Annotated in this window: 20 protein-coding genes; 14 read left to right on the top strand and 6 right to left on the bottom strand. The window is 35.9% G+C overall.

What is annotated here, in order from left to right:
* Positions 1–54: 54 nt before the first annotated feature.
* Together Q4503_RS09040 and pabB are read right to left on the bottom strand one after the other, a co-directional pair.
* Positions 55–651: a CoA pyrophosphatase gene (locus Q4503_RS09040; protein ID WP_215973722.1), complete on the bottom strand. Its 597-nt coding sequence runs from the start codon at positions 649–651 to the stop codon at positions 55–57.
* Between the two features lie 13 nt (positions 652–664).
* Complete coding sequence (gene pabB / locus Q4503_RS09035; protein WP_303602065.1) at positions 665–2,092, bottom strand: aminodeoxychorismate synthase component I; 1,428 nt, start codon at positions 2,090–2,092, stop codon at positions 665–667.
* 210 nt (positions 2,093–2,302) lie between these two features.
* Here pabB and Q4503_RS09030 point away from each other — a divergent pair, with 210 nt between their 5' ends.
* The gene (locus tag Q4503_RS09030; protein ID WP_303602050.1) at positions 2,303–3,832 is read left to right on the top strand and encodes a fumarate hydratase; all 1,530 of its coding nucleotides are present in this window, start codon (positions 2,303–2,305) and stop codon (positions 3,830–3,832) included.
* Between the two features lie 132 nt (positions 3,833–3,964).
* Here Q4503_RS09030 and dapD read toward each other — a convergent pair whose 3' ends face one another.
* From dapD to Q4503_RS09010, 4 genes are read right to left on the bottom strand one after another with little or no spacing between them, the layout of a single operon-like run.
* On the bottom strand, positions 3,965–4,798 hold the full coding sequence (gene dapD / locus Q4503_RS09025) for a 2,3,4,5-tetrahydropyridine-2,6-dicarboxylate N-succinyltransferase (RefSeq protein ID WP_303602049.1): 834 nt from the start codon (positions 4,796–4,798) through the stop codon (positions 3,965–3,967).
* A 41-nt stretch (positions 4,799–4,839) separates the two neighbouring features.
* On the bottom strand, positions 4,840–7,476 hold the full coding sequence (glnD, locus tag Q4503_RS09020; RefSeq protein WP_215973725.1) for a [protein-PII] uridylyltransferase: 2,637 nt from the start codon (positions 7,474–7,476) through the stop codon (positions 4,840–4,842).
* A gap of 36 nt (positions 7,477–7,512) precedes the next feature.
* Positions 7,513–8,301, bottom strand: a complete 789-nt coding sequence (gene map / locus Q4503_RS09015; protein WP_215973726.1) for a type I methionyl aminopeptidase — start codon at positions 8,299–8,301, stop codon at positions 7,513–7,515.
* A 59-nt stretch (positions 8,302–8,360) separates the two neighbouring features.
* Positions 8,361–8,999 (bottom strand): DsbA family protein, encoded by a 639-nt coding sequence (locus Q4503_RS09010; protein WP_303602048.1) that lies wholly within the window; start codon positions 8,997–8,999, stop codon positions 8,361–8,363.
* Positions 9,000–9,373: 374 nt separating this feature from the next.
* Here Q4503_RS09010 and rpsB point away from each other — a divergent pair, with 374 nt between their 5' ends.
* From rpsB to lpxA, 13 genes are all read left to right on the top strand, one after another.
* Positions 9,374–10,102 (top strand): 30S ribosomal protein S2, encoded by a 729-nt coding sequence (gene rpsB / locus Q4503_RS09005; protein WP_215973727.1) that lies wholly within the window; start codon positions 9,374–9,376, stop codon positions 10,100–10,102.
* A gap of 211 nt (positions 10,103–10,313) precedes the next feature.
* A complete protein-coding gene (gene tsf, locus Q4503_RS09000; RefSeq protein WP_215973728.1) occupies positions 10,314–11,162 on the top strand; it encodes a translation elongation factor Ts in 849 nt (282 codons plus the stop codon).
* 327 nt (positions 11,163–11,489) lie between these two features.
* Positions 11,490–12,218 (top strand): UMP kinase, encoded by a 729-nt coding sequence (pyrH, locus tag Q4503_RS08995; RefSeq protein ID WP_215973729.1) that lies wholly within the window; start codon positions 11,490–11,492, stop codon positions 12,216–12,218.
* Between the two features lie 97 nt (positions 12,219–12,315).
* Positions 12,316–12,873, top strand: a complete 558-nt coding sequence (frr, locus tag Q4503_RS08990; RefSeq protein ID WP_303602047.1) for a ribosome recycling factor — start codon at positions 12,316–12,318, stop codon at positions 12,871–12,873.
* Between the two features lie 87 nt (positions 12,874–12,960).
* Positions 12,961–13,719 (top strand): polyprenyl diphosphate synthase, encoded by a 759-nt coding sequence (gene uppS / locus Q4503_RS08985; RefSeq protein WP_215973731.1) that lies wholly within the window; start codon positions 12,961–12,963, stop codon positions 13,717–13,719.
* A gap of 67 nt (positions 13,720–13,786) precedes the next feature.
* Positions 13,787–14,653 carry a phosphatidate cytidylyltransferase gene (locus Q4503_RS08980; RefSeq protein ID WP_303602046.1) on the top strand — a complete coding sequence of 289 codons (867 nt, stop codon included), beginning with the start codon at positions 13,787–13,789 and terminating at the stop codon, positions 14,651–14,653.
* 38 nt (positions 14,654–14,691) lie between these two features.
* Positions 14,692–15,888, top strand: coding sequence for a 1-deoxy-D-xylulose-5-phosphate reductoisomerase (ispC, locus tag Q4503_RS08975; protein ID WP_215973865.1), 1,197 nt, complete (start codon positions 14,692–14,694; stop codon positions 15,886–15,888).
* Between the two features lie 33 nt (positions 15,889–15,921).
* On the top strand, positions 15,922–17,283 hold the full coding sequence (gene rseP, locus Q4503_RS08970; protein ID WP_303602045.1) for a sigma E protease regulator RseP: 1,362 nt from the start codon (positions 15,922–15,924) through the stop codon (positions 17,281–17,283).
* 161 nt (positions 17,284–17,444) lie between these two features.
* The gene (gene bamA / locus Q4503_RS08965; RefSeq protein ID WP_215973734.1) at positions 17,445–19,919 is read left to right on the top strand and encodes an outer membrane protein assembly factor BamA; all 2,475 of its coding nucleotides are present in this window, start codon (positions 17,445–17,447) and stop codon (positions 19,917–19,919) included.
* Between the two features lie 105 nt (positions 19,920–20,024).
* Positions 20,025–20,543, top strand: a complete 519-nt coding sequence (locus tag Q4503_RS08960; RefSeq protein WP_215973735.1) for an OmpH family outer membrane protein — start codon at positions 20,025–20,027, stop codon at positions 20,541–20,543.
* A gap of 3 nt (positions 20,544–20,546) precedes the next feature.
* A complete protein-coding gene (gene lpxD, locus Q4503_RS08955; RefSeq protein WP_215973736.1) occupies positions 20,547–21,590 on the top strand; it encodes a UDP-3-O-(3-hydroxymyristoyl)glucosamine N-acyltransferase in 1,044 nt (347 codons plus the stop codon).
* Positions 21,591–21,734: 144 nt separating this feature from the next.
* Positions 21,735–22,178: a 3-hydroxyacyl-ACP dehydratase FabZ gene (gene fabZ, locus Q4503_RS08950; protein ID WP_303495251.1), complete on the top strand. Its 444-nt coding sequence runs from the start codon at positions 21,735–21,737 to the stop codon at positions 22,176–22,178.
* A 72-nt stretch (positions 22,179–22,250) separates the two neighbouring features.
* Positions 22,251–23,021: an acyl-ACP--UDP-N-acetylglucosamine O-acyltransferase gene (lpxA, locus tag Q4503_RS08945; protein ID WP_303602044.1), complete on the top strand. Its 771-nt coding sequence runs from the start codon at positions 22,251–22,253 to the stop codon at positions 23,019–23,021.
* The last annotated feature ends 125 nt before the right edge of the window (positions 23,022–23,146 follow it).

The raw sequence follows: 23,146 nt of genomic DNA, 5'->3' as shown, positions 1-23,146 counted from the left end.
TTGTTATTAATTTATGTGATGATAGCTGAAATTTGCTGTTTGTTACAACCTATATTATTTTATTCGCGTGACCAAGTCTTTTATCATGGAAGCTGTTGCTCCCCATATATTATAGTGTCGGTAAGGATAGAAGTGGACATTGTGATGGCAGCCGTTACGATAAGATTTGACGATATGATGGTTTTTATCCTGTAAAAAATGCTTTAGTGGTACATGAAATATTTCATCTACTTCATTTTCATCTTTTTGGTATGTTTGAAGGGAGTTAATCATGGCGACAATTGGTGTCACTTGATAACCACTAATAATTTCATAATTAGGTAATTGACCAATAACATTGACCGCTTTAGGATCCAACCCCACCTCTTCTTGTGCTTCTCTTAATGCCGTATGAACTAAATTAGTATCGGTTAATTCCACCTTACCGCCGGGGAAACTTATTTGTGAGGGGTGATGTTTTAAGTGGCTCGCTCTTTTTGTTAGTAATACTTGTAAGCCATCAGGTGAAAAAGGGTCATCAGCTTTACTATTATTATCAAACAGCGCAATTAATACAGCAGCTGATTTTAATGGCGCTTTATGTTGATATGTATGACAAGAATCATAGTGTTGTTTCAGATGAAATCTAAAGAGAAATTCATTTTTATTCATTACTATTTTCCTCTTATTTACCCAACTTTTTTAGCACAGGCAAAATACAATTTACTTTATCAAATGTTTCTTGATATTCACTTGCTGCAATAGAATCAGCAACTAAACCACCACCAGCCCAACAATATATATGATTAGGCGTAGTTGACGTGTTTTTCTGGCTTTTTTCACAAATTAATGTGCGAATAGTAATATTGGTATCCATAGTACCACAGCTTGAAATGTAACCAATACTACCACAGTATACGCTACGTCGGTGTGGTTCAAGTTGTTCAATAATTTGCATCGCGCGGATTTTTGGTGCACCAGTAATTGAACCACCTGGAAATGCACCTCGTAACAAATCACTCGCACTATTGTGCTCTGCAATTTCTCCTTCGACGGTACTAACTAAATGATGTACTGCTGGAAAGCTTTCAATATCAAATAGTTTAGGCACAACAACTGTCCCTGGCTTGCATACTTTAGATATATCATTGCGAAGTAAATCAACAATCATCAAGTTTTCAGCACGATCTTTTGTTGAATTAGCGAGAATGTCAGCGTTGTTTTGATCTTCTGTTTTATTAGTGCTTCTAGGCATAGTACCTTTTATGGGCTTACTTTGAACTTTATTTTGTTTCTTTTGTAAAAAACGTTCAGGAGAAACACTTAAGATACTAGCATTGTCTAATTGTATGAAAGCAGAAAAAGGGGCTTTATTTTTTGCTCTAAGAGCACAATATGCTTCAAATTCATTACCTTGGTATTGTGCTTTAAAACGTTGCGCTAAATTAATTTGATAACAATCGCCTGATAGTAAATAGTTTTGAACTTGACCAAATTTTTCTGTGTAACTGGCTTTATCCATATTACTTTGCCAGTCTGATAGTAAGGTAAACTGTGTTTGTTTAGCATTAGTCGCTTTATTTTTTGCTTTTTTCAATAACGTTTGTAAAAAACACGTTATTTCTGAACGGTTTTCAGGAGGGCAAACTAAATAGAATTGTTGGTGCTTATGATCAAATATTATTGCTTGACTATATATACCAACAGCCATTTCTGGCAATGTAATATCTTGCTCTGCTTGTGCTGGCAACTTCTCAAAACGTCGCCCTAAATCATACGAAAAGTAGCCTAAAGCTCCGCCTAAGAAAGGAAGCATTTGTTGTGATACTTCAAGCGGCAATAATACCTGTTGTTGAACTTTTTCGACTAAAGATAAAGGATCTTCTTCACTTGTATATGTGTGTTTAGTTTTTACATCGCATATTGTCGTTTTGTCACCATATGTACATAAAGTAACGTTGGGGTGCCACACTAAAATATCAAAGCAAACATCAATATGCTGGCTTTGTCCTGAATCTAACCAAATAGACCAAGGAGTATTTGATAATGGCGTGAATAAATCTAAAGGAGTAACTTCATTTTCGAATGTTAATTGCTCAACTGAAAGTTTCAATGGATTAAATGAAGGTAGGGTATTGGAATGCAAGGTGATAGTCACTCTACTAATTGACGTATTTATAAGGTATTTGTTCGGTTTATGTTGAGTATAAATCTACAAATTTTGCTATTGGCTACTAGCAGCAGTTTCAATAGAGAGGTATTATAATGGAAACATTTTATATACCCAAATGAATTTATATTTTTAACGAAAGCTGAGAGCAACATGTCCCATAAAATTATCAAGCAACAAGACTTAATCGATAGTATTGAAGATGCACTTCAATATATTTCTTATTATCATCCGCTCGATTTTATTCAAGCGCTAGAAAAAGCTTACCATAAAGAGCAAAATACCGCGGCAAAAGACGCCATTGCACAAATCCTTATTAACTCACGTATGTCAGCTACAGGAAAACGTCCTATTTGCCAAGATACAGGCATTGTAACTTGTTTCGTTAAGGTAGGTATGGCTGTTCAGTGGGATAAAACTGATATGACTGTTCAGCAAATGGTGGATGAAGGCACACGTCGTGCTTATATGAATCCAGATAACCCTTTACGTGCATCTATTGTTGCAGACCCAGTCGGAGCTCGCAAAAATACAAAAGATAACACACCTTCAGTTGTTCATATTGACTTAGTTGAAGGTGATGAAATTGAAGTTATGATTGCTGCCAAAGGCGGCGGTAGTGAAAATAAAACAAAAATGGCGATGTTAAACCCGTCTGATTCTATTGCTGATTGGGTTGTCGCTACATTACCTTCTATGGGAGCTGGTTGGTGCCCACCAGGTATGTTAGGTATTGGTATTGGTGGTACAGCTGAAAAAGCAGGTGTATTAGCAAAAGAAAGTTTAATGGACCCTGTTAATATTCAAGAATTGATGGATAGAGGCCCACAAAACGCAGAAGAAGAATTACGTTTAGAGATTTTTGAACGTGTTAATAAATTAGGTATTGGCGCACAGGGATTAGGTGGCTTAACAACAGTTGTTGATGTGAAAATTAATGCTGTGCCCACTCATGCAGCGTCTAAACCTGTAGTAATGATTCCAAATTGTGCTGCTACACGCCATATTCACTTTCATTTAGATGGCTCAGGTCCAGCAGATTTAACACCACCTAAACTTGAAGAGTGGCCTGATATTACTTGGGAAGTCGGCGAGAATGTCCGTCGTGTTAACGTTGATGGCTTAACTAAAGCTGATATAGCTGAGTGGAAAACAGGAGAAACTGTTCTGCTTAGTGGTACTATTTTAACCGGTCGTGATGCCGCCCATAAACGTATTCAAGACATGTTAGCTAAAGGTGAGAAATTACCTGTAGATTTTACTAATAAGTTTATTTATTACGTAGGCCCAGTTGATGCAATTGGTGATGAAGCTGTTGGTCCTGCAGGCCCTACCACAGCTACACGTATGGATAAATTCAATGATATGATGTTATCTGAAACCGGCCTTTTAGGATCTATCGGTAAATCTGAACGTGGCGCAGCAACGGTTGAAAATATTAAAAAGCACAAGTCTGTCTATTTAATGGCCGTTGGTGGTGCAGCATATTTAGTCTCTAAGGCTGTGAAGAAAGCGCGCGTAGTTGCTTTTGAAGAACTAGGAATGGAAGCTATTTATGAATTTGAAGTAGAGGATATGCCAGTAACCGTTGCCGTTGACAGCGCAGGTGAGTCTGCTCATGTTACAGGACCAGCGATTTGGAAAGTGAAAATTGAAGAAATGGATGAGCAACTTAAAAAATAGTTGGCAATCCCGAGTATAATAAACTAAAAAGACGGTAAGTTAGCTAACTTACCGTCTTTTTTGTGTAATGCTTTTTTTGTAATTTTAACTGAATTAGATCATTGAACCATTAATGTCTCAATTTTCTGGTTGTTAGTCAGCTAAACGTAACAGCTCATTAATGCCTGTTTTTTCACGCGTTTTAGCATCTACTTTTTTTACTATGATTGCGGCATATAAACTGTATTTTCCACAAGTAGAAGGAAGATTACCTGGAACAACAACCGAGCCTGCAGGAACACGACCATAATGTATTTCACCGGTTTCGCGGTCATAAATACGTGTACTTTGGCCAATATAAACGCCCATTGAAATAACAGCACCTTCTTCAACAATAACACCTTCCACTATTTCAGAGCGTGCGCCGATAAAACAATTATCTTCTATGATTGTTGGACCTGCTTGTAGCGGCTCTAATACGCCACCAATACCAACACCACCAGATAAATGTACGTTTTTACCTATTTGAGCACACGAGCCAACGGTGGCCCAGCCGTCAACCATACACCCTTCATCAACGAAAGCACCAATATTAACAAAGCTTGGCATCACTACGACATTTTTACCGATAAAACTACCCGTACGTACCGATGCGCCAGGTACAATACGCACCCCATCAGCCTCAAACATTTCTTGTGTATAATCGCTGTACTTCATTGGTACTTTATCAAAAAAAGTACTTTCAGCACCGTCTATAACTTGGTTGTCCCATATACGAAAAGAAAGTAATACCGCTTTTTTTAACCATTGATGGACATGCCATTGGCCATTAATTTTTTCAGCAACACGTGCAGAGCCATTATTTAGTGCTGATAAAGATGCTAATACAGCTGTTTTTACTTCATTGGTAACTGTTGCAGGGCTTATGTTTGCTCTATCTTCAAAAGCTTGCTCTATGGTGTTTGCTAAAGCCGTTAAGTCGGTCATTTAAAATTCCTATTACTTATTTAAACTTATTTAAATTTATTTTAATCTATTTCCTGAGTTAATTTATCAGAAAGCTGTTGTTTTTCTTCTTCGGTTAATGCCATGTTCTCATAGGTTGATATAGTGAAAACATCATCAGCCTTTTCGCCAAAAGTTGTGATTTTAGCTGAATGAATATTAATATGTAATTGTTGAAAAACTTGCGCGATATTACCTAATAAGCCAGCTCTATCTAGTGCAATAATTTCAATCATTGTTTTACTTTTGGCTTTAATTTTAATAAAGCTTACTTTTAATGGAAACTTAAATTGTTTTACTTCTCTTCTTGCTGGTTGCAATGGAATATCACCGCAATCATCTTGCTTAAGCTTTTCGCTAAGAGCTTTCGTTATTTCAGCGGTTTGGTAGCTCTCTTTTAAGGCTTTTCCTCGTGAGTCTAGGATGATGAAGGTATTGACGGTATAGCCTGTTTTTGTCGTAATAATTTTTGCATCATGTATGGAAAGTTTTTTAGCCCCTAATACTTGTACTATACTAGCAAAGGTATTTACTTTTTCTTTCGCAAAAACAAAAACTTCTGTTCCACCTCGGTAAGGCTTCGTACTAATAATGACTAGTGGCTCTGTTCTATCGTGACCTATTATACGTTGACAGTGTCTGGCTATTTGCTCTGGCGAGTACCGTAAGAAATAATCGGCTCTGAATTCTCGCCATAAAGAATCCAATTGGCTTTTATCAATATGAGTTGTCGCTAATATATCTCTAGCTTGCTGCTGATTTTCACGGATTTTAGAACGTGTTTCAACTGGCTTTGATAAACCACGACGTAGTGCTCTTAGGGTATTAAAGTATAAGTCATGTAATAAGTTGGCTTTCCAATTATTCCATAAGCTTTCATTAGTCGCTCGCATATCTGCAACGGTTAAACAGTATAAATAATCTAAATGTGCTTCATCACGGACAGTGCCAGCAAAAGTGCGAATAACATTTTCATCATTAATATCGCGACGTTGTGCTGTTACTGACATTATTAAATGTTGCTCAACTAACCAAGCAACCATTCTACTGTCATGTTTACTCATTTGATGAGATTGACAAAATATTAACGCATCGACAGCGCCTAATTTAGCATGATCGCCGCCACGGCCTTTCGCTATATCATGAAAAATTCCTGCTAAATACAAAACTTCTGGTTTACGTATTTTTTGCATTATTTTGCTACACAAAGGGAATTTGTGGTTATGTTCTTTTTGGCTAAACTGATACAAGTTTTTGACAACACGGTAGCTATGTTCATCAACAGAGTAAGCATGAAATAAATCGAATTGCATTTGACCTGCGATATTGCGCCATAACGGGAGATAAGAACCAATAATTCCATGACGGTGCATCAAATTAAACGCTAAACCTAGTCCTCTTGGGTGTTTAATAATAGCCATGAAAATTTGACGACACTGAGCATAATCAACTAACCCCGAAACTAACCGACGTCTTGCATTTCTCATTAACCGTAGTGTATTTGAATGAATACCTTTGATATTGGGCTCTTGAGCAATAATTAAAAACATTTCGAGCATTTTTGCTGAACGCATAAAAACTCTGTTGCTGGTTGCATTAATTAGGGTATCAACAGATTCAAAATCCTGATTAATTACTTTAATATCAGCTTCTTTAGGATCTTGAATTGTTTCTTGTTGAAATCGATGCAATAAAATCGTGTTAAGTTCTGAAACTCGAGAAATGATGCGATAAAAACGCTTCATCATTCGTTCAACAGGTGCTTTACCTTCATCACCAAAGCCCATCATTTTCGCGACATCGGCTTGATAATCAAACAACAAACGATTTTCGCTACGCTTAGCAACAAAATGCAAGGCAAAACGCAGACGCCATAAATAGTCTTGTGCTTCAATTAGTTCAGATAATTCATTAGGGTAAAGGTATTGATGTTCTACAAGCTCTTCAAGGGAATCAGCGAGAAAGTGACGCTTTGCAACCCAAGCAATTGTTTGAATATCACGTAATCCGCCTGGGTTTGCTTTTAAGTTCGGCTCTAGAGTATAGGCTGCACCGTGATATTGTAAATGTCTCTGTTTTTGCTCTTTTCGTTTAGCTAGAAAGAAGTTTTTAGAAGTCCAAAATGCATCATCGTTTAATAAAGGTAATAGTTGCTGTGTAAGTGCTTCATTACCAGCTATTTGCCTCATTTCCATTAAGTTCGTTGCTATAGTGACATCATTAATTGCTTGTTTAATGCATTCTTTAATTGAACGTACACTGTGTCCTATATCTAGCTTTATATCCCATAGCTGAGTGATAAAACTCGAAATTCTTTCTTCTAAAACTAAATCAATATCAGGTTGAGTTAATAATAAAATATCAATATCTGAAAAAGGATGCAGTTCACCACGGCCATAACCGCCTACAGCGATTAAGCTTATTTGAGATTCGTCAAGGTGGTGTTGACACCAAAGCTTAGCAAGTATGTTATCAACAAACATTGCTCGAGCAGTCAAAAGGTCTTGAACATCATGTTCAGAAAAGGCTGCTTTTAGCCACTCATTGAAGTTAAGTGTTAATTGGCAAATATCTTTGCTAGATAAAGTGTCAGCGGTAATGGCTAAGCGCTCTATAAAATCTGAAGGGATTATATGGCTTTCTATTGGATGATTATTCACATGCTTACCTTTGATTCAGAAAGTGACTGATATTTTTTAGTTATGTAAAATACGGCTAATGCTTTCTTCTTTTCTTAAGGTCAAAATCTCACAGCCTGTTTTAGTAACAACCAGTGTATGTTCCCATTGAGCAGAATTTTTACTATCACTGGTATAAACAGTCCAATTGTCATCTTTGTCTAAAACAGTTGTTGCCTTACCTAAGTTGATCATTGGCTCAATAGTGAAACACATGCCTTCTTGCATTTTGGTTTTATCATTGTTTTTGTAATGAACAATTTGTGGCTCTTCGTGAAATTCAACGCCAATGCCATGACCGCAATAATCTTTAACAATAGAATAGCGACCTTTGCTTTTAATGAATTTTTGAATAGCAGTACCAATTTCTCCAAAAGTAGCGCCAGGCTTTACTTTTTTTAGACCAATATATAAGGCTTCTTGAGCTAAACGGCATAGGCGGCTGTTTTCAGGAGAAACTTCTCCAATTAAAAACATTTTACTGGTATCACCATGATAACCATCTTTAATAACGGTAATATCAAGATTGATAATATCTCCATCTTTTAATACTGTATTGTCTGGAATACCATGACAAACAACATGATTAATAGAGGTACAGATAGACTTTGGGAAGTTATGGTAATTTAGGGGGGCAGAAATGGCTTGCTGTACCTTTTCAGTATATTCAGCACATAAGGCGTCTAGTTCATTAGTTGTGACTCCTGCTTTTACATGTGGAGCAATCATTTCTAATACATCACAAGCGAGTTGCCCTGCTATACGCATTTTAGCAATTTCATCTTGGCTTTTAATTGGTATGGTCATTGAATTCTCTTTTCTTTCTTAAATTTAAGTGTGTTTATATCAATTGAAATAGATTATTTCTATTGATATTTATTTAGCTCTAATTCAACCGCTTCAATAATGGCGCTAGGTTGAGTTAAATAAAAATTGTGGTTCAATAATATTAATTGATCATTAACTGCCAATAATAAAGCTGGAATTGCTTCAGTATTCATCATTTCTTGCAGTGAATATATTTCTTCTAGCTGCATAAAAACATCTTTGCTGTGTTTATCATTTTTAAACACTTTCGTTGGTGGTGATAATTTCAGTTCATTGATAATATCATCTAAATCAGCTTGATTAGTTAACTTGTTGCCTTGCTCAAAATGCGCCTTTTGTAATGCATTTAGCAACGTTAATGCTAAATGTGGCGTTTTATGTTGTGCCCAAGTCATTAAGTTAGCCGCTAATATAGAGCTTTTATTGGTTTCGAGTAGTTTTTTATAAACCGGTGGAAATTTTATATTAGCTAAGTTTTCAACGGCTTTAATTTCGTTAAGCTTACTACTGGTAGAATCATCATTCTTACCATCAAAAAAAGCAGCATGCCATAAATTTATAGTAATGGCAGGAAATGCTTGATTAATTTCATTTACAAGCTTGGTAGTTACATAACTCCAAGGGCAATGGCTGTCATATAGAAAAAACAGCTGTGCAGGTATGTTCTGTGTTGTCATGGATTACCTAAAAATTGATTGTTTGAGCGTATTAGTTATCTTACTTACAGGTAATTTTACCGTGATAATAGTAATTATCCCAGTGAATTTTTTTCTGGTTAAAGATGCGTTTTTATGGTATAAAATGCGGCGCTGAAATATTGGAGTTTACTTTTTAACGAAAAGTAGTCCTTATTTTAGTGCCAATTAAACAGGTCATGTCTGCTAAAGTCAGCTTGATTATATTATAAACTCACATACATCTATCAAAGATATACCGGGGTGCCCCGCTGGAAAATATCTTGTTGTTTACTTAATAAAGTAACTCAAGATTACAGTAAAAGGGTCGTGTGTATTGGATGTATGAACGCTTAACCCCATTAAAGGAAAATACAATGTCAAACGTTTCAATGCGCGATATGCTTAAAGCTGGTGTTCATTTCGGTCACAAAACTCGTTACTGGAATCCAAAAATGAAGCCGTTTATTTTCGGTTCTCGTGATAAAGTTCATATCATCAACCTTGAGCAAACAGTTCCTATGTTTAATGAAGCACTTGCTTTCATTAACAATGTTTCATCTAAGAAAGGTAAAGTTTTATTTGTTGGTACTAAACGTGCTGCAAGTGATGCTATCAAAGATGCAGCAATTAAATCAGACCAATTCTTCGTTAATCACCGTTGGTTAGGTGGTATGTTGACTAACTGGAAAACAGTTCGTCAATCAATTAAACGTTTAAAAGATCTTGAGTCTCAAAGCACTGACGGTACTTTTGAAGCTTTAACTAAAAAAGAAGCGTTAATGCGTACTCGTGAAATGGAAAAGCTTGATAAGAGCTTAGGTGGTATTAAGAACATGGGTGGTTTACCTGATGTTATTTTTATCATTGATGCTGATCATGAGCATATTGCTATTAAAGAAGCAAATAACCTTGGTATCCCAGTAGTTTCTGTTGTTGATACTAACTCAAATCCAGATAACATTGATTACATTGTACCTGGTAACGATGATGCAATCCGTGCAGTAACTTTATACTGTGATGCTGTTGCTAATGCTGTAATTTCTGGTCGTGAACAAAACATTGTTGTTCAAGCAGAAAAAGACGGTTTTGTTGAAACTGAATAATTATTTGATTACGCTTTTTCATTAACTAAGCGTAATTAAAAATAATTAAGTACAATAATTCGTTTAATCATAAAAGCATTGTTATAAAATTTATATTTACAGCTTTGCTTTTATGACACCTAATTTACTATTTATTCCCATCACATTGTTGTTTAACACTTTATGTTTAAGCGGTAATGATGGGGGTAACTGCAAACAGAGGAATTAACTCATGGCAATTACTGCTGCAATGGTTAAAGAACTTCGTGAACGCACAGCTGCGGGCATGATGGATTGTAAAAAAGCGTTACAAGAAGCTGACGGTGACATGGAACTTGCGATTGAAAATATGCGTAAGAACGGTCAAGCAAAAGCGGCTAAAAAAGCAGGCAACATTGCTGCTGAAGGTACTATCTTAATTAAAGATGTAAACGGCGTTGCTGCATTATTAGAAGTTAACTGTCAAACTGATTTCGTTGCAAAAGATGCTAACTTCTTAGCGTTTGCTAATGAAGTATTAGATGTTGCTGCTGAATCAAAAGTAACAATTGAAGAATTACAAGCACAATTTGAAGAAAAGCGTATTGCTTTAGTGACTAAAATTGGTGAAAACATCAATATTCGTCGTGTTGAGTATGTTGAAGGTGCAGCGTTAGCTTCTTACCGTCACGGTGCTACTATTGGTGTTGTTGTTGCAGGTGAAGGTGATGCTGAATCACTTAAACATATTGCAATGCATGTTGCTGCAAGTAAGCCTGAATTTTTAACTCCGGATGACGTTCCTGCTGAAGTTGTTGAAAAAGAAAAAGCAATTCAAATTGAAATTGCTATGAATGAAGGCAAGCCACAAGAAATCGCTGAAAAAATGGTTTCTGGTCGCATGCGTAAGTTCACAGGTGAAGTATCTTTAACTGGTCAAGCTTTTATTATGGAACCTAAGAAAACTGTTGGTGAAGTATTAAAAGAAAAAGGTATTACAATTTCTTCTTTCACTCGTCTTGAAGTGGGCGAAGGTATTGAGAAGAAAGATGAAGATTTTGCCGCTGAAGTTGAAGCGCAAATCGCAGCTGCTAAAGCTTAATATTCTTTATATTTGATGTCATAGCGTTAATATTATCAAGAGGTATTTTAATCACTAGTTTTTCTGAGTGATATCAATAATACCTTCTGTTGTTAAGTTAAATTCATCAAAATTTTTGAATTAATAAAAAACGTCTATTTTGCATTTGCAAGGTAGGCGTTTTTTTATACATTTTTTTATACTTTTTTTTAGGTTTTTCATAAAATTGGAATAATAATAGTGGTTTTTTCAGTTAAGGCTTTCTTGGATAAGCTAAACGTATTAAAATGTTTGCGGTCTTTTTTGACCCTAGCCTTTTTTCAGCGAGCCAAATAGGAATTTTCACATATGAGTACTAACCCCAAATCATCTTATCGACGTATTCTTCTTAAACTTAGTGGTGAAGCTCTTATGGGAGAAGAAGGTTTTGGCATAGATCCAAAAATTCTTGATCGCATGGCGCAAGAAATTAAAGAGTTAGTTGAAATGGATATTCAAGTAGGTCTTGTTATTGGTGGTGGTAATCTATTTCGTGGAGCAGGGCTTGCACAAGCCGGAATGAATCGAGTTGTAGGTGACCAAATGGGTATGCTAGCCACAGTAATGAATGGGCTGGCTATGCGTGATGCATTACATCGTGCTTTTGTGAACACTCGATTAATGTCTGCAATTGATTTAGCGGGTGTTTGTGAACGTTATAATTGGGCTAATGCCATTAGTTTATTAAAATCAGGCCGTGTTGTTATTTTTTCTGCTGGTACTGGTAATCCCTTTTTTACAACAGACTCTGCCGCATGTTTGCGAGGTATAGAAATTGAGGCTGATGTTGTGTTAAAAGCAACAAAAGTTGATGGGATATATTCAGAAGACCCAATGAAAAATCCGGCAGCTGAACTTTACAGCGAATTGACGTTTGATGAAGTATTAGACAAAGAATTAAAAGTTATGGATTTAGCTGCTTTTACTTTAGCACGCGACCATAATATGCCTATTCGTGTTTTTAACATGAACAAGCCTGGTGCTCTTAAAGCTGTCATCATGGGACAAGACGAAGGCACAGTAATTAAGAATAAATAAACTTAATTGATTTTTAGAAAAAAAAGCAATTAAGCTTTATAAAGTTTGTATAAATTGTGAATTTAACATTATTTAAATAATTGTAGGAAGAAACATTGTGATAGATGAAATTATCGAAGATGCGCAAGAGCGTATGGCAAAAAGCATTGAATCTCTTAAGGGTAGTCTGAATAAGATTAGAACTGGGCGTGCTCACGCTTCATTACTAGATAATATTACGGTTGATTATTATGGAATGGAAAGCCCTTTAAACCAAGTAGGTAATATCTCAGTACCGGATGCTCGTAACCTTTCAATTACTGTTTTTGATAAAGGTATGATAGCAGCAGTAGAAAAAGCCATCATGAAATCTGATCTTGGTTTAAATCCACAGTCAAACGGAACCTTGATACGTATTCCGTTGCCACCATTAACTGAAGAACGTCGTAAAGACTTAGTTAAAGTAGTACGTGGTGAAGCTGAAGGCGGTAAAATAGCAATTCGTAATATTCGTCGTGACTCTAATTCTGACTTCAAAAGTTTGTTAAAAGATAAAGAAATCAGTGAAGATGAGCATCATCAAGCTGAAGAGAGTATTCAAAAAGTTACCGATATTTATGTGAAACAAGTTGATGAGATTTTAGAGAAAAAAGAAGCTGAATTAATGGAAATTTAATTCGTTTTTTGTAAATAACGCCAGATAGTAGTAATTACTGACTGGCGTTTTTGTATAATAAATTTACTTGTCATGAAAGGATAATCAGTGGCTACTGACATAGCATCACTAGATGAAGGAAAAATAATTCCAGATCATATTGCTATTATAATGGATGGTAATGGTCGTTGGGCGCAAGCTCAGGGAAAAGGGCGCGTTGCCGGTCATAAAGCTGGTGTTTCCTCTGTTCAAGCTGTTGTTAAGGGCGCGCGTCAATTAGGAGTAAAAGCGCTAACTTTATTTGCTTTTAGTAGTGAAAATTGGCAACGACCAGAAAAAGAAGTTAGTGTCCTAATGGACTTGTTTATGTTTGTGCTCACCAAAGAAGTTAAACGCTTGCACAAGCATAATATTCGCTTTCAAGTGATTGGTGACTTAAGTCGTTTTTCTGAAAAATTACAAAAAAGTATCAAAAAATCAGAAGAGTTAACGATATTAAATGATGGCTTAGTGTTATCGATAGCTGCAAATTATGGTGGACGTTGGGATATTGCTAATGCGGCAAAACTGCTGGCAAGCAAAGTTCAAAAAAATGAGATGTCGCTTGACGATATCAATGAAAATTCACTGCACAAACAAACTTGTTTAGCTGATTTACCCGAACTTGATCTACTGATTCGCACAGGTGGTGATTATCGTATTAGCAACTTTTTATTATGGCAAGCCGCTTATGCAGAGTTTTATTTTACTGAAACATTATGGCCTGACTTTGATGAAATGCAATTTGATAAAGCAATTGATGCTTTTACTCAAAGAGAGCGCCGTTTTGGTAAAACGGGTGAACAAGTTAAACAAATAGAAGAATAAAAGTAGTTAAGTCAGAAAAACTATAACAAAGATGGCTTAGCACTTACTAAAATAAAAAGGATATAACTTGCTTAAACAACGTATTATTACTGCTTTAATTTTGGCACCTGCGGCAATTGTGGCAATCTTTTATTTACCTTTAATGTATTTTGCAATTTTATTGCTAGTTATTATTGGTATTGGTGCTTGGGAGTGGGGACCTTTTATGGGGTTTGACACTACAACTCGAAGAGTAGGTTTCGTTGGAACGACACTTTTTCTGATTGCAGGTCTTTGGACTACCGTATCACTGAATGATTTATGGACAAGTTCTGGGCAGTTACATAGCTATGCTTTGGCCGTATTATGGCTAGCTGTCGCGTGGTGGATATTCTCTGCTTTTTTAATGCTTTCATATCCTAAAGCGAGTGGTTTTTGGTCTAAACATCGCTCAGTTCGTGGTGTTTTTGGCTGGCTAACACTAGTACCTACTTGGCTAGCATTTATGGTAATTCGTGCGAATGACTACCAAGTCGACACCTATCATGGTGCTCAGTTGTTAATGTTTTTATTGTTAATGGTATGGAGTGCTGATATAGGTGCCTATTTTGTTGGTAAAGCTTTTGGTAAAAATAAATTAATGCCAAATGTTAGTCCAGGAAAAACCTTTGAAGGTTTCCTTGGTGGTATTGCTTCTGCTTGTATTCTGGTTGCTATTGCTGCCTATCTATTAGCATGGAATCAAGGACAGGTTATTACAGTCTTGTTAGTGACCGTGTTAATTACAACCGTTTCGGTATTAGGCGACTTAAATGAAAGCATGCTTAAACGCCAAGCAGGTGTTAAAGATAGTGGATCTATCTTGCCAGGACATGGCGGAATTTTAGATAGAATTGATAGTTTAACTGCAACAGCGCCTGTTTTTGCACTTTGTTACGTATTATTTGGTTGGTAAGATTTGTGATAAAAGAAAAGTCAGGCAAACAAGTAACTGTGCGTGAGCTTTGTATTTTAGGTTCAACAGGCTCTATTGGGCAGAGTACGTTAGAGGTTGTTCGTTTACACCCTGAAAAATTTAACGTAGTGAGTTTATCTGCCAATGAAAGTGTTGATAAAATTGTTGAGCAATGTATTGAGTTTTTACCTAAAACGGTTGTAATGACCTCTGAATCTCATGCTGAATTATTAACGCTACGTCTAGCAGAAGAAGGGCTTAATAATATCACGGTAGAATCTGGTAATGACGCTCTTTTAGATATTGCTGCTTCAAAGGATTCTGACACAGTTATGGCTGCAATTGTCGGAGCAGCAGGGCTAATGGCAACATTAGCAGCAGTAGAAGCTGGTAAAAGAGTGTTATTAGCTAATAAAGAAGCCTTAGTCACTTCTGGTGCTATTTTTATTGAGGCTGTTAAGAAATCAGGAGCAGAATTATTGCCAATAGATAGTGAACACAATGCTATCTTTCAAAGTTTACCTTGGCAAGAGCAAGGACGAGTGGGGCACTGCCAGTTAGGTCAAAATGGTATTAGTAAAATATTATTAACAGGATCAGGCGGACCATTTAGAACTTGGTCGTTAAGTGACATTGAAATGGCAACACCAGACCAAGCTTGTGCACATCCTAATTGGGAAATGGGCAGAAAGATATCGGTCGATTCTGCTACCATGATGAATAAAGGCTTAGAGTTTATTGAAGCTAAATGGTTGTTCAATGTGACAGCAGATGATATCGAAGTTGTGTTACACCCACAAAGCACTATTCATTCAATGGTACAATATATCGATGGCTCCGTTATTGCGCAAATGGGAAATCCTGATATGCGTACACCTATTGCTCATGCATTAGCTTATCCTGAAAGAATCGACTCTGGCGTTGCGCCCTTAGACTTTTTTAATACGGCGTCATTTGATTTTCAATCTGTTGATTTTAAAAGGTATCCTAATTTGAAATTAGCAATTGAGGCTTGTGAAAGTGGTCAAGCTGCATGTACAGCACTTAATGCAGCGAATGAAATTGCAGTAGCGGCATTTTTAGATGAAACAATTAAATTTAACGATATTTACAAAATAAATGAAACTTCTGTGAAAAAATTTGTCTCAGAACAGGTAAGTAATATAAATGAGGTTATTTCCTTAGATATACGAGCTAGAGAATTTGCTCAACAATTGTTAGTAGAGTATTCATGAGTTTTACCTGTATATTAAGGAACAAAAAGCATAATGTTTGATTTTATTTGGAATGCAGCCTCTTTTGTTGTTGCCCTAGGTATTTTAGTTACTGTGCACGAATATGGTCATTTTTGGGTTGCACGTAAAAATGGTGTAAAGGTTGAACGTTTTTCTGTAGGTTTTGGTAAAGCACTTTGGCGTAAAACGGGAAAAGATGGTACTGAATATGTTGTCGCTATGATCCCGCTTGGTGGTTATGTCAAAATGCTTGATGAGCGTGTTGATGATGTTGCTGAAGAAGATAAAGATAAAACGTTTAATTCAAAGTCGGTGTACCAACGAATAGCAATTATTGCTGCCGGTCCTTTTGCTAACTTTGCTTTTGCTATCTTTGCTTTTTATCTCATGTTTTTAATTGGTGTACCAAGTATTAAACCAGTTATCGGCAGTATTAGCCCTAATTCTATAGCTGCTCAAGCACAAGTACCAAGTGATGTGCAAGTTGTTGAGGTTGCGGGTAAAACAACACAAGATTGGCAGGATGTTAATTTAGCTTTAATTGGCGAAATTGGCGCTAATACTATTGTAATCAAAACAAAAAGTAGCGATAGCCAATATGTAAGTAGTCACAGTCTATTAACAAAAGATTGGCAGTTTTCACCAGAAAAAACAACTGCTTTAACGAGTTTAGGAATTACACCGTACAGACCAGCTGTTTATAACGAACTAGCAGCGATCGGTAAAGATAGTCCTGCAGAAAAAAGTGGCTTACAAGTAGGTGATAAGCTTGTTGCTATTAACAATGAGCCTATAGCTGAAGGTTGGTTAGATTTTGCTAATAAAATTAAACGTTACCCAGATGAGACAGTTTCGTTAACTATTGAGCGTGCTGGTAACCAACAGGTAATAGCAGTAACACCGCAAGGTATTGAACAAAATGGTAAATTAATTGGTTACTTAGGCGTTTCTCCTAAATCTGATAACTGGCCAGATGAATACCGTATTGACATTAGCTATGGCTTATTTCCAGCAATTGGAGAAAGTGTTCACCGGACTTGGAACTTAATTACGCTAAGTTTTAATATGATTGGCAAATTAATTACAGGTGATGTATCAGTTAAGAATTTAAGTGGTCCAATTGCAATTGCTCAAGGAGCAGGTGATAGTGCAGGGTATGGTTTTGTTTATTTTTTAGGCTTTTTAGCGTTAATTAGCATTAATTTAGGAATAATTAACCTTTTACCGTTACCGGTACTTGATGGCGGACACTTACTCTATTATCTTATAGAGCTTTTAACAGGAAAACCTGTTCCGGAAAAAATACAAGAAGCAGGATTTAAGTTTGGTGCGTTGGCTTTATTAGCATTAATGAGTGTAGCTCTATTTAATGATTTTAGTCGGGTATTAGGGTAAATAGATAAGAAGTAAAGGAAGAAGGTATAATCAACCTTTACGCTATAATTTTTAATATCGACTTAGTAAAGAATTAAAAGAATAATGGTTAATTGTAGGTATTAGATTTTAATCTATTACCTAGGTTTAGAAATTAAAAGAAGTAATAAAAGTAAGCATTTATGATAATTAAAAAATTAGCCTTTGCCGTTTTATTAGGCGCTCTAGGTACAACAGCTCAAGCAGCCGAAGAATTTCAGGTTGAAGATATCGAAGTAAAAGGCTTGCAGCGTGTTGCTTTAGGCGCTGCGTTAACACATATTCCTTTTAATGTTGGTGATAATCTTAATCCATTTAGAATTTCTCAGTCAATTAAGTCTTTATATAAATCGGGTCATTTTAATGATATCCGTGTTTACCGTGACGGGAATCGCATTATCTATCGCGTAAGAGAACGTGAAACGATAAGTGATATTACTTTTGACGGTAATAGTGATTTAAAAGATGAGCAGTTAACAGAAAGTCTTGATGGCAGTAATATACGTGTTGGTGAAACACTAGATCGAACTGTTATTTCAGGTATTGAAACCGGGTTAGAAGATTTTTATCATAGTGTCGGAAAATATAATGCCGACGTAACGGCAAGTATTACTCATTTACCTCGTAATAGGGTAAATTTAGAGTTTAAGTTTGTCGAGGGTGATGCCGCAGCTATTAAGCAAATTAACTTGATCGGTAATGAAGTTTTTACTGATGCTGAAGTTCTTGAAAAAACAGAGCTCACTTTTGATTCGCCATGGTGGAATTTTATGGCGCAAGATAGATATCAAAAGCAAACACTACAAGGTGATATGGAAACGATCAATAGCTACTATTTAGATCGGGGTTATCTTCGCTTTAATGTTGATTCTACTCAAGTATCAATGACGCCAGATAAAGAGTCCGTCTATATTGCTTTGAATGTAACAGAGGGCGAAACCTATACTATTAGTGATGTTGATTTTATTGGTGATTTAGCTGGCTTTGAGAAAACTATAAGAGCTATTAACCCGTTACAAGCGGGCAACCTTTATAATGGTGCAGAAGTTACTTACACTGAAGAAGTTATCAGTAAATTTCTAGGCCGCTTTGGTTATGCTTACCCTAAAGTTACGACTATTCCGAATATTAATGATGAAGATAACACTGTTAAACTGTCAATATCTATCGATCCAGGTAAACGTATTTATGTTAACAAAGTAAACTTTACTGGTAACCATGTTACTGCAGATAAAGTTTTACGTCGTGAACTAAGACAAATGGAAGGTGCTTGGCTATCTAATAGCCTAGTTGAACATTCTAAATCACGCTTATCTCGATTGCCTTATATGGAAACGGTTGAATTTGAAACTAATCAAATTGCCGGTGAAGATGATTTAGTTAATGTAGATTTTGCCGTAAAAGAACAAGCATCAGGTTCATTTACTGCCGGTATCGGTTATGGTGATTCAACCAGTTTAAGTTTGAATGCTGGTATTCAGCAGAATAACTTCTTGGGAACAGGTAATCGTGTAGGCTTTAACATTAACACAAACAGATACTCTAAAAGTGCTAGCCTTTCATATACAGATCCTTATTTTACTGTTGATGCTATCTCTCTTGGTGGTCAAATATTTTATCAAGCTTTTGATGCAGGACAAGCTAACCTAGTTGAGTATAATAATAGAACATACGGTATTGGCCTTAACTGGGGCTTCCCAATTAATGAATACGTTCGAGTTGGTTTTGGGGTCGGTTTTAAAAATAATGAAATTACTTCATTAGAAACCTATGAACAAATTCAAACCTTTTATGATCTACATTCTGATCCGAGTGATCCAGATGCAGCGCTAGCATTTAAAAACTATGATATTAATGCCAATATTTCGCGCTCAACGTTGAACAGAGGTACATTCCCAACAGCAGGTTCATCACAACTTTTGTCTTTTAAAGTGACAACTCCTAGCTCGTCTGATGTACAATATTTTAAACTTAATTTTGACAGTAAATTTTACTTCCCACTCACTAGAAACCAACGTTGGACAGTGTTAACTCGTTTACAGTTAGGTTATGGTAACGGTTATGGCGATGTACGTGGTAATGATCAGTTGCTACCATTTTGGGAAAATTTTAGAGCAGGTGGTTCAGATACTTTACGTGGTTTTGAAAACAACACTGTAGGACCTAGAGCTATATATCGTTACCCAACAGCTGTTAGTGGTACGCCTAGTTCAATAGGAGGAACTGCTTGTTGTTTAGGTCCTGATCATGATTTTATCTATGCTACACCGCGAAGTGTTGGTGGTAATGCTATTGCTTTAGGTGGTGTTGAATTAATTGTACCTACACCATTTTTAGATGAAAGTTATTCTAATAGTGTAAGAACAAGCTTTTTTGTTGATGTTGGTAACGTTTGGGATACTGAATTTGATATAGCCGACTATCAAGATTTAGCAGCTGTAGAATTAGAAAAACTTGGTGATTATTCTGATCCAAGTCATTATCGTGCATCTGGAGGTTTATCAATTCAGTGGTTATCTCCAATGGGACCAATGGTTTTTAACTTTGCTAAAACAATTAAACAAGAAGAAGATGATGACACAGCATTCTTTAGTTTTAATATTGGTAAAACATTTTAAGATTCACCCGATAATATAATCTAGTAAAGAACATCGTCTAGCTGTTAAATTAAGTTAAGCGAATAATACTCTAAATCCAATTATAGAAAAGAAGAGGAAAATACCTTGAAAAAATTTATCAAATCTATGGCTATTACAGCTACAGCTTCAACCATGTTATTAGCAAGTAGCGCAATGGCTTTTGAACAAAAAATTGCTGTGGTAAATGTACAAGAAGCGATTAGTCAAATCCCTCAAGCCGCGGTTTTAATGCAAACGCTAGAAACAGAATTTAAAGACGAAAAAGCTGTTATTGAGAAATTACAAAAAGATTTATCTTTTGAAGATGAAAACTTAAAACGTAATGGTTCATTAATGAATGAAAAAGAAAAAACTGAGTTACAAACTAAAATGGCTGGTTTATACCAAGAATATCAAGTCAAAGTAAAAGAGTTTCAACAAAAGGTTGCTCAACGTCGAAATGAAGAAACAAACAAATTGTTAGCTTTAGTAACTCAAGCGGTAGACAATATTGCAGCTAAAGAAAAATATGACTTAGTGTTATCTCAACAAACAGTTGTTTTTTCAAAAGAATCAACAGATATTACAGCTTCTGTAGTTGAACAAGTAAGCAAAATTAAATAAGAGATGGCTTACACTCTTGATGAAATAGCGAAACATATTCAAGCGAAGCTAGTGACTTATGATGAAGATAAATCTTCAGCAAATGACGCCATAGAAAGTTTGGCAACACTGGCTAATGCTAAAATAGGGCAAGTCGCTTTTCTAGCAAATAAAAAATATATATCACAGCTCAGTAATACAAAGGCTAGTGCAGTTATTATTGCACCAGATATGTTAGCGCAATGTCCTGTGAATGCTTTAGTAATGGATAACCCTTACATGGGGTATGCTCTGTTGGCTAATTTACTTGATACCACACCAAAGGTGGCAAGTGGCATTCATACGAGCGCAGTAATCGACGAAAGTGTTCACTTAGGTGAAAATGTTAGCATTGGTGCTAATGCAGTTATCGAATCAGGTGTTTATTTGAATGATGATGTATGTATTGGTGCCGGTTGTTTTATTGGTAAAAATAGCTCAATAGGTAAAGGAACACGTCTCTGGGCAAATACTAGTATTTATCATAATGTTATTATTGGTGAAGATTGCTTAATTCAAGCAAATACCGTTATTGGCTCTGATGGCTTTGGTTATGCTCCAGTTAATGCAAACTATAAATGGCATAAAATTCCTCAATTAGGCCGAGTTATTATTGGTAACAAGGTTGAAATAGGAGCTAGTACTACAATAGATCGAGGAGCACTTGAAGATACTGTGATCAAAGATGGTGTTATTCTTGATAATCAAATTCAAATTGCTCATAACGTTGTTATTGGTGAAAATACAGCTATGGCTGCCTGTAGTGTTATTGCCGGTAGTACTGTCATTGGAAAAAACTGTACGATAGCAGGTCTTGTTGGTGTTAATGGACATATTAATATTACAGATAACTGTGTTTTTACTGGCATGTCAATGGTAACTAAATCTATTGTTAAACCTGGGGTTTATTCTTCAGGTATGCCTGTAGTAGATAATAGTGAATGGCATAAAATAAACGCACGCGTTAAACGCCTAGATAGTTTAACTCAACGTGTCAAAGCGTTAGAAAAATTACTCGAAAGCAAATAAACTTGCTTATTAAATAACATAAAAAATAATAATAGCTGCAAAGGCAACATTATCTAATGTAAACTTGTACGTTGATCTTATATAATAAGTCAGCACAAGCCAATGAAAGGAAAAAATCAATTGGACACTCTTGATTTAAATAGAATAGCAAAGCCAATATCACTGAATGAAATTAAAGAATTAATTCCTCATCGTTACCCTATGTTACTTGTTGACAAAGTTCTTGATCATGAGCCTCTTAAAAGTTTACATGCGATAAAAAATGTAACTATCAATGAGCCTATTTTTACAGGACATTTTCCAGATGCCGCCATTTTTCCTGGTGTGTTAATTTTGGAAGCTCTTGCACAAGCAACAGGTATTTTGGGCTTTAAAAGCAGTGAAGGACGTGAAGAAAATGAAATGTACCTTTTTGCTTCTATAGATAAAGCACGTTTTAAACAACCAGTTTTACCTGGTGATACTATGCATCTTCATGTCGAATTTATTAAAGAACGACGTGGTATGTGGAAGTTTTATGGTGAAGCAAAAGTTGACGGTAAAGTCGTTTGTTCTGCTGATCTTATGTGTGCTAAAAGAAAGCTTTAAGCACGATATAACACTTCTCAAGTTTTACACTCCCAGCATTATACTTTAATTGAAATAGATAACAGAGATATTATGATTCATCCACAAGCGATAATTGAGCCAGGCGCAATTATTGGAAAAAATGTTACTATTGGTCCTTGGACTCATATAGCAAGCAATGTCATTATTGGTGACAATTGTCATATTAGTTCTCATGTAGTCATTAATGGACCAACTAAAATAGGTCAAGGTAATAGAATCTTCCAATTTGCTAGTATAGGAGAAGATTGCCAAGACTTAAAATATGATGGCGAGCCAACAGAGTTAGTTATTGGCGACAATAATATTTTTAGAGAATGTTGTACTATTCATCGAGGTACACCTCAAGACAACAGCCTTACCCAAATTGGTAATAATAACTTATTTATGGCTTACACTCATGTGGCACACGATTGCATGGTAGGTAACCACTGTATTATGGCTAACAATGCATCTATTGCTGGCCATGTTCATATAGGTGACCATGTTATTCTTGGTGGTATGTCGGGTGTTCATCAATTTTGCCATGTTGGTGCTCATAGTTTTATTGCTGCCAATGCGATTGTATTAAAAGATGTTCCTGCATATGTTATGGCTTCAGGTCATCCAGCGAAGCCTTTTGGCTTAAATAGTGAAGGTTTAAAACGCCGAGGTTTTAAAAGTGATACTATCTTATCAATTAAGCGATCTTATAAAGAGATTTATCGTAAAAAACAATCGGTTGATGACGCTTTACATGCTATAGCTGCACTCGGAGATCCTTCGTCAGAATTAGAGCTTTTTACTCAATCGATTAAAAACTCTACTCGCGGTATTATTCGTTAATACATTGCGATTTAATATTGCATTATTACTAAGTTTTAGCACCTAGGGGCTAGTACTTAGTAATAATAAGTACTAGTCTAAACTTGGTTTAATAAGTATTTTTCTTGCAAGTGCTTGTTTAACTT

It is taken from the genome of Colwellia sp. 6_MG-2023 (assembly GCF_030547765.1).
Classification (GTDB): domain Bacteria; phylum Pseudomonadota; class Gammaproteobacteria; order Enterobacterales; family Alteromonadaceae; genus Colwellia.
This window is presented reverse-complemented; position numbering and strand designations above follow the sequence as displayed.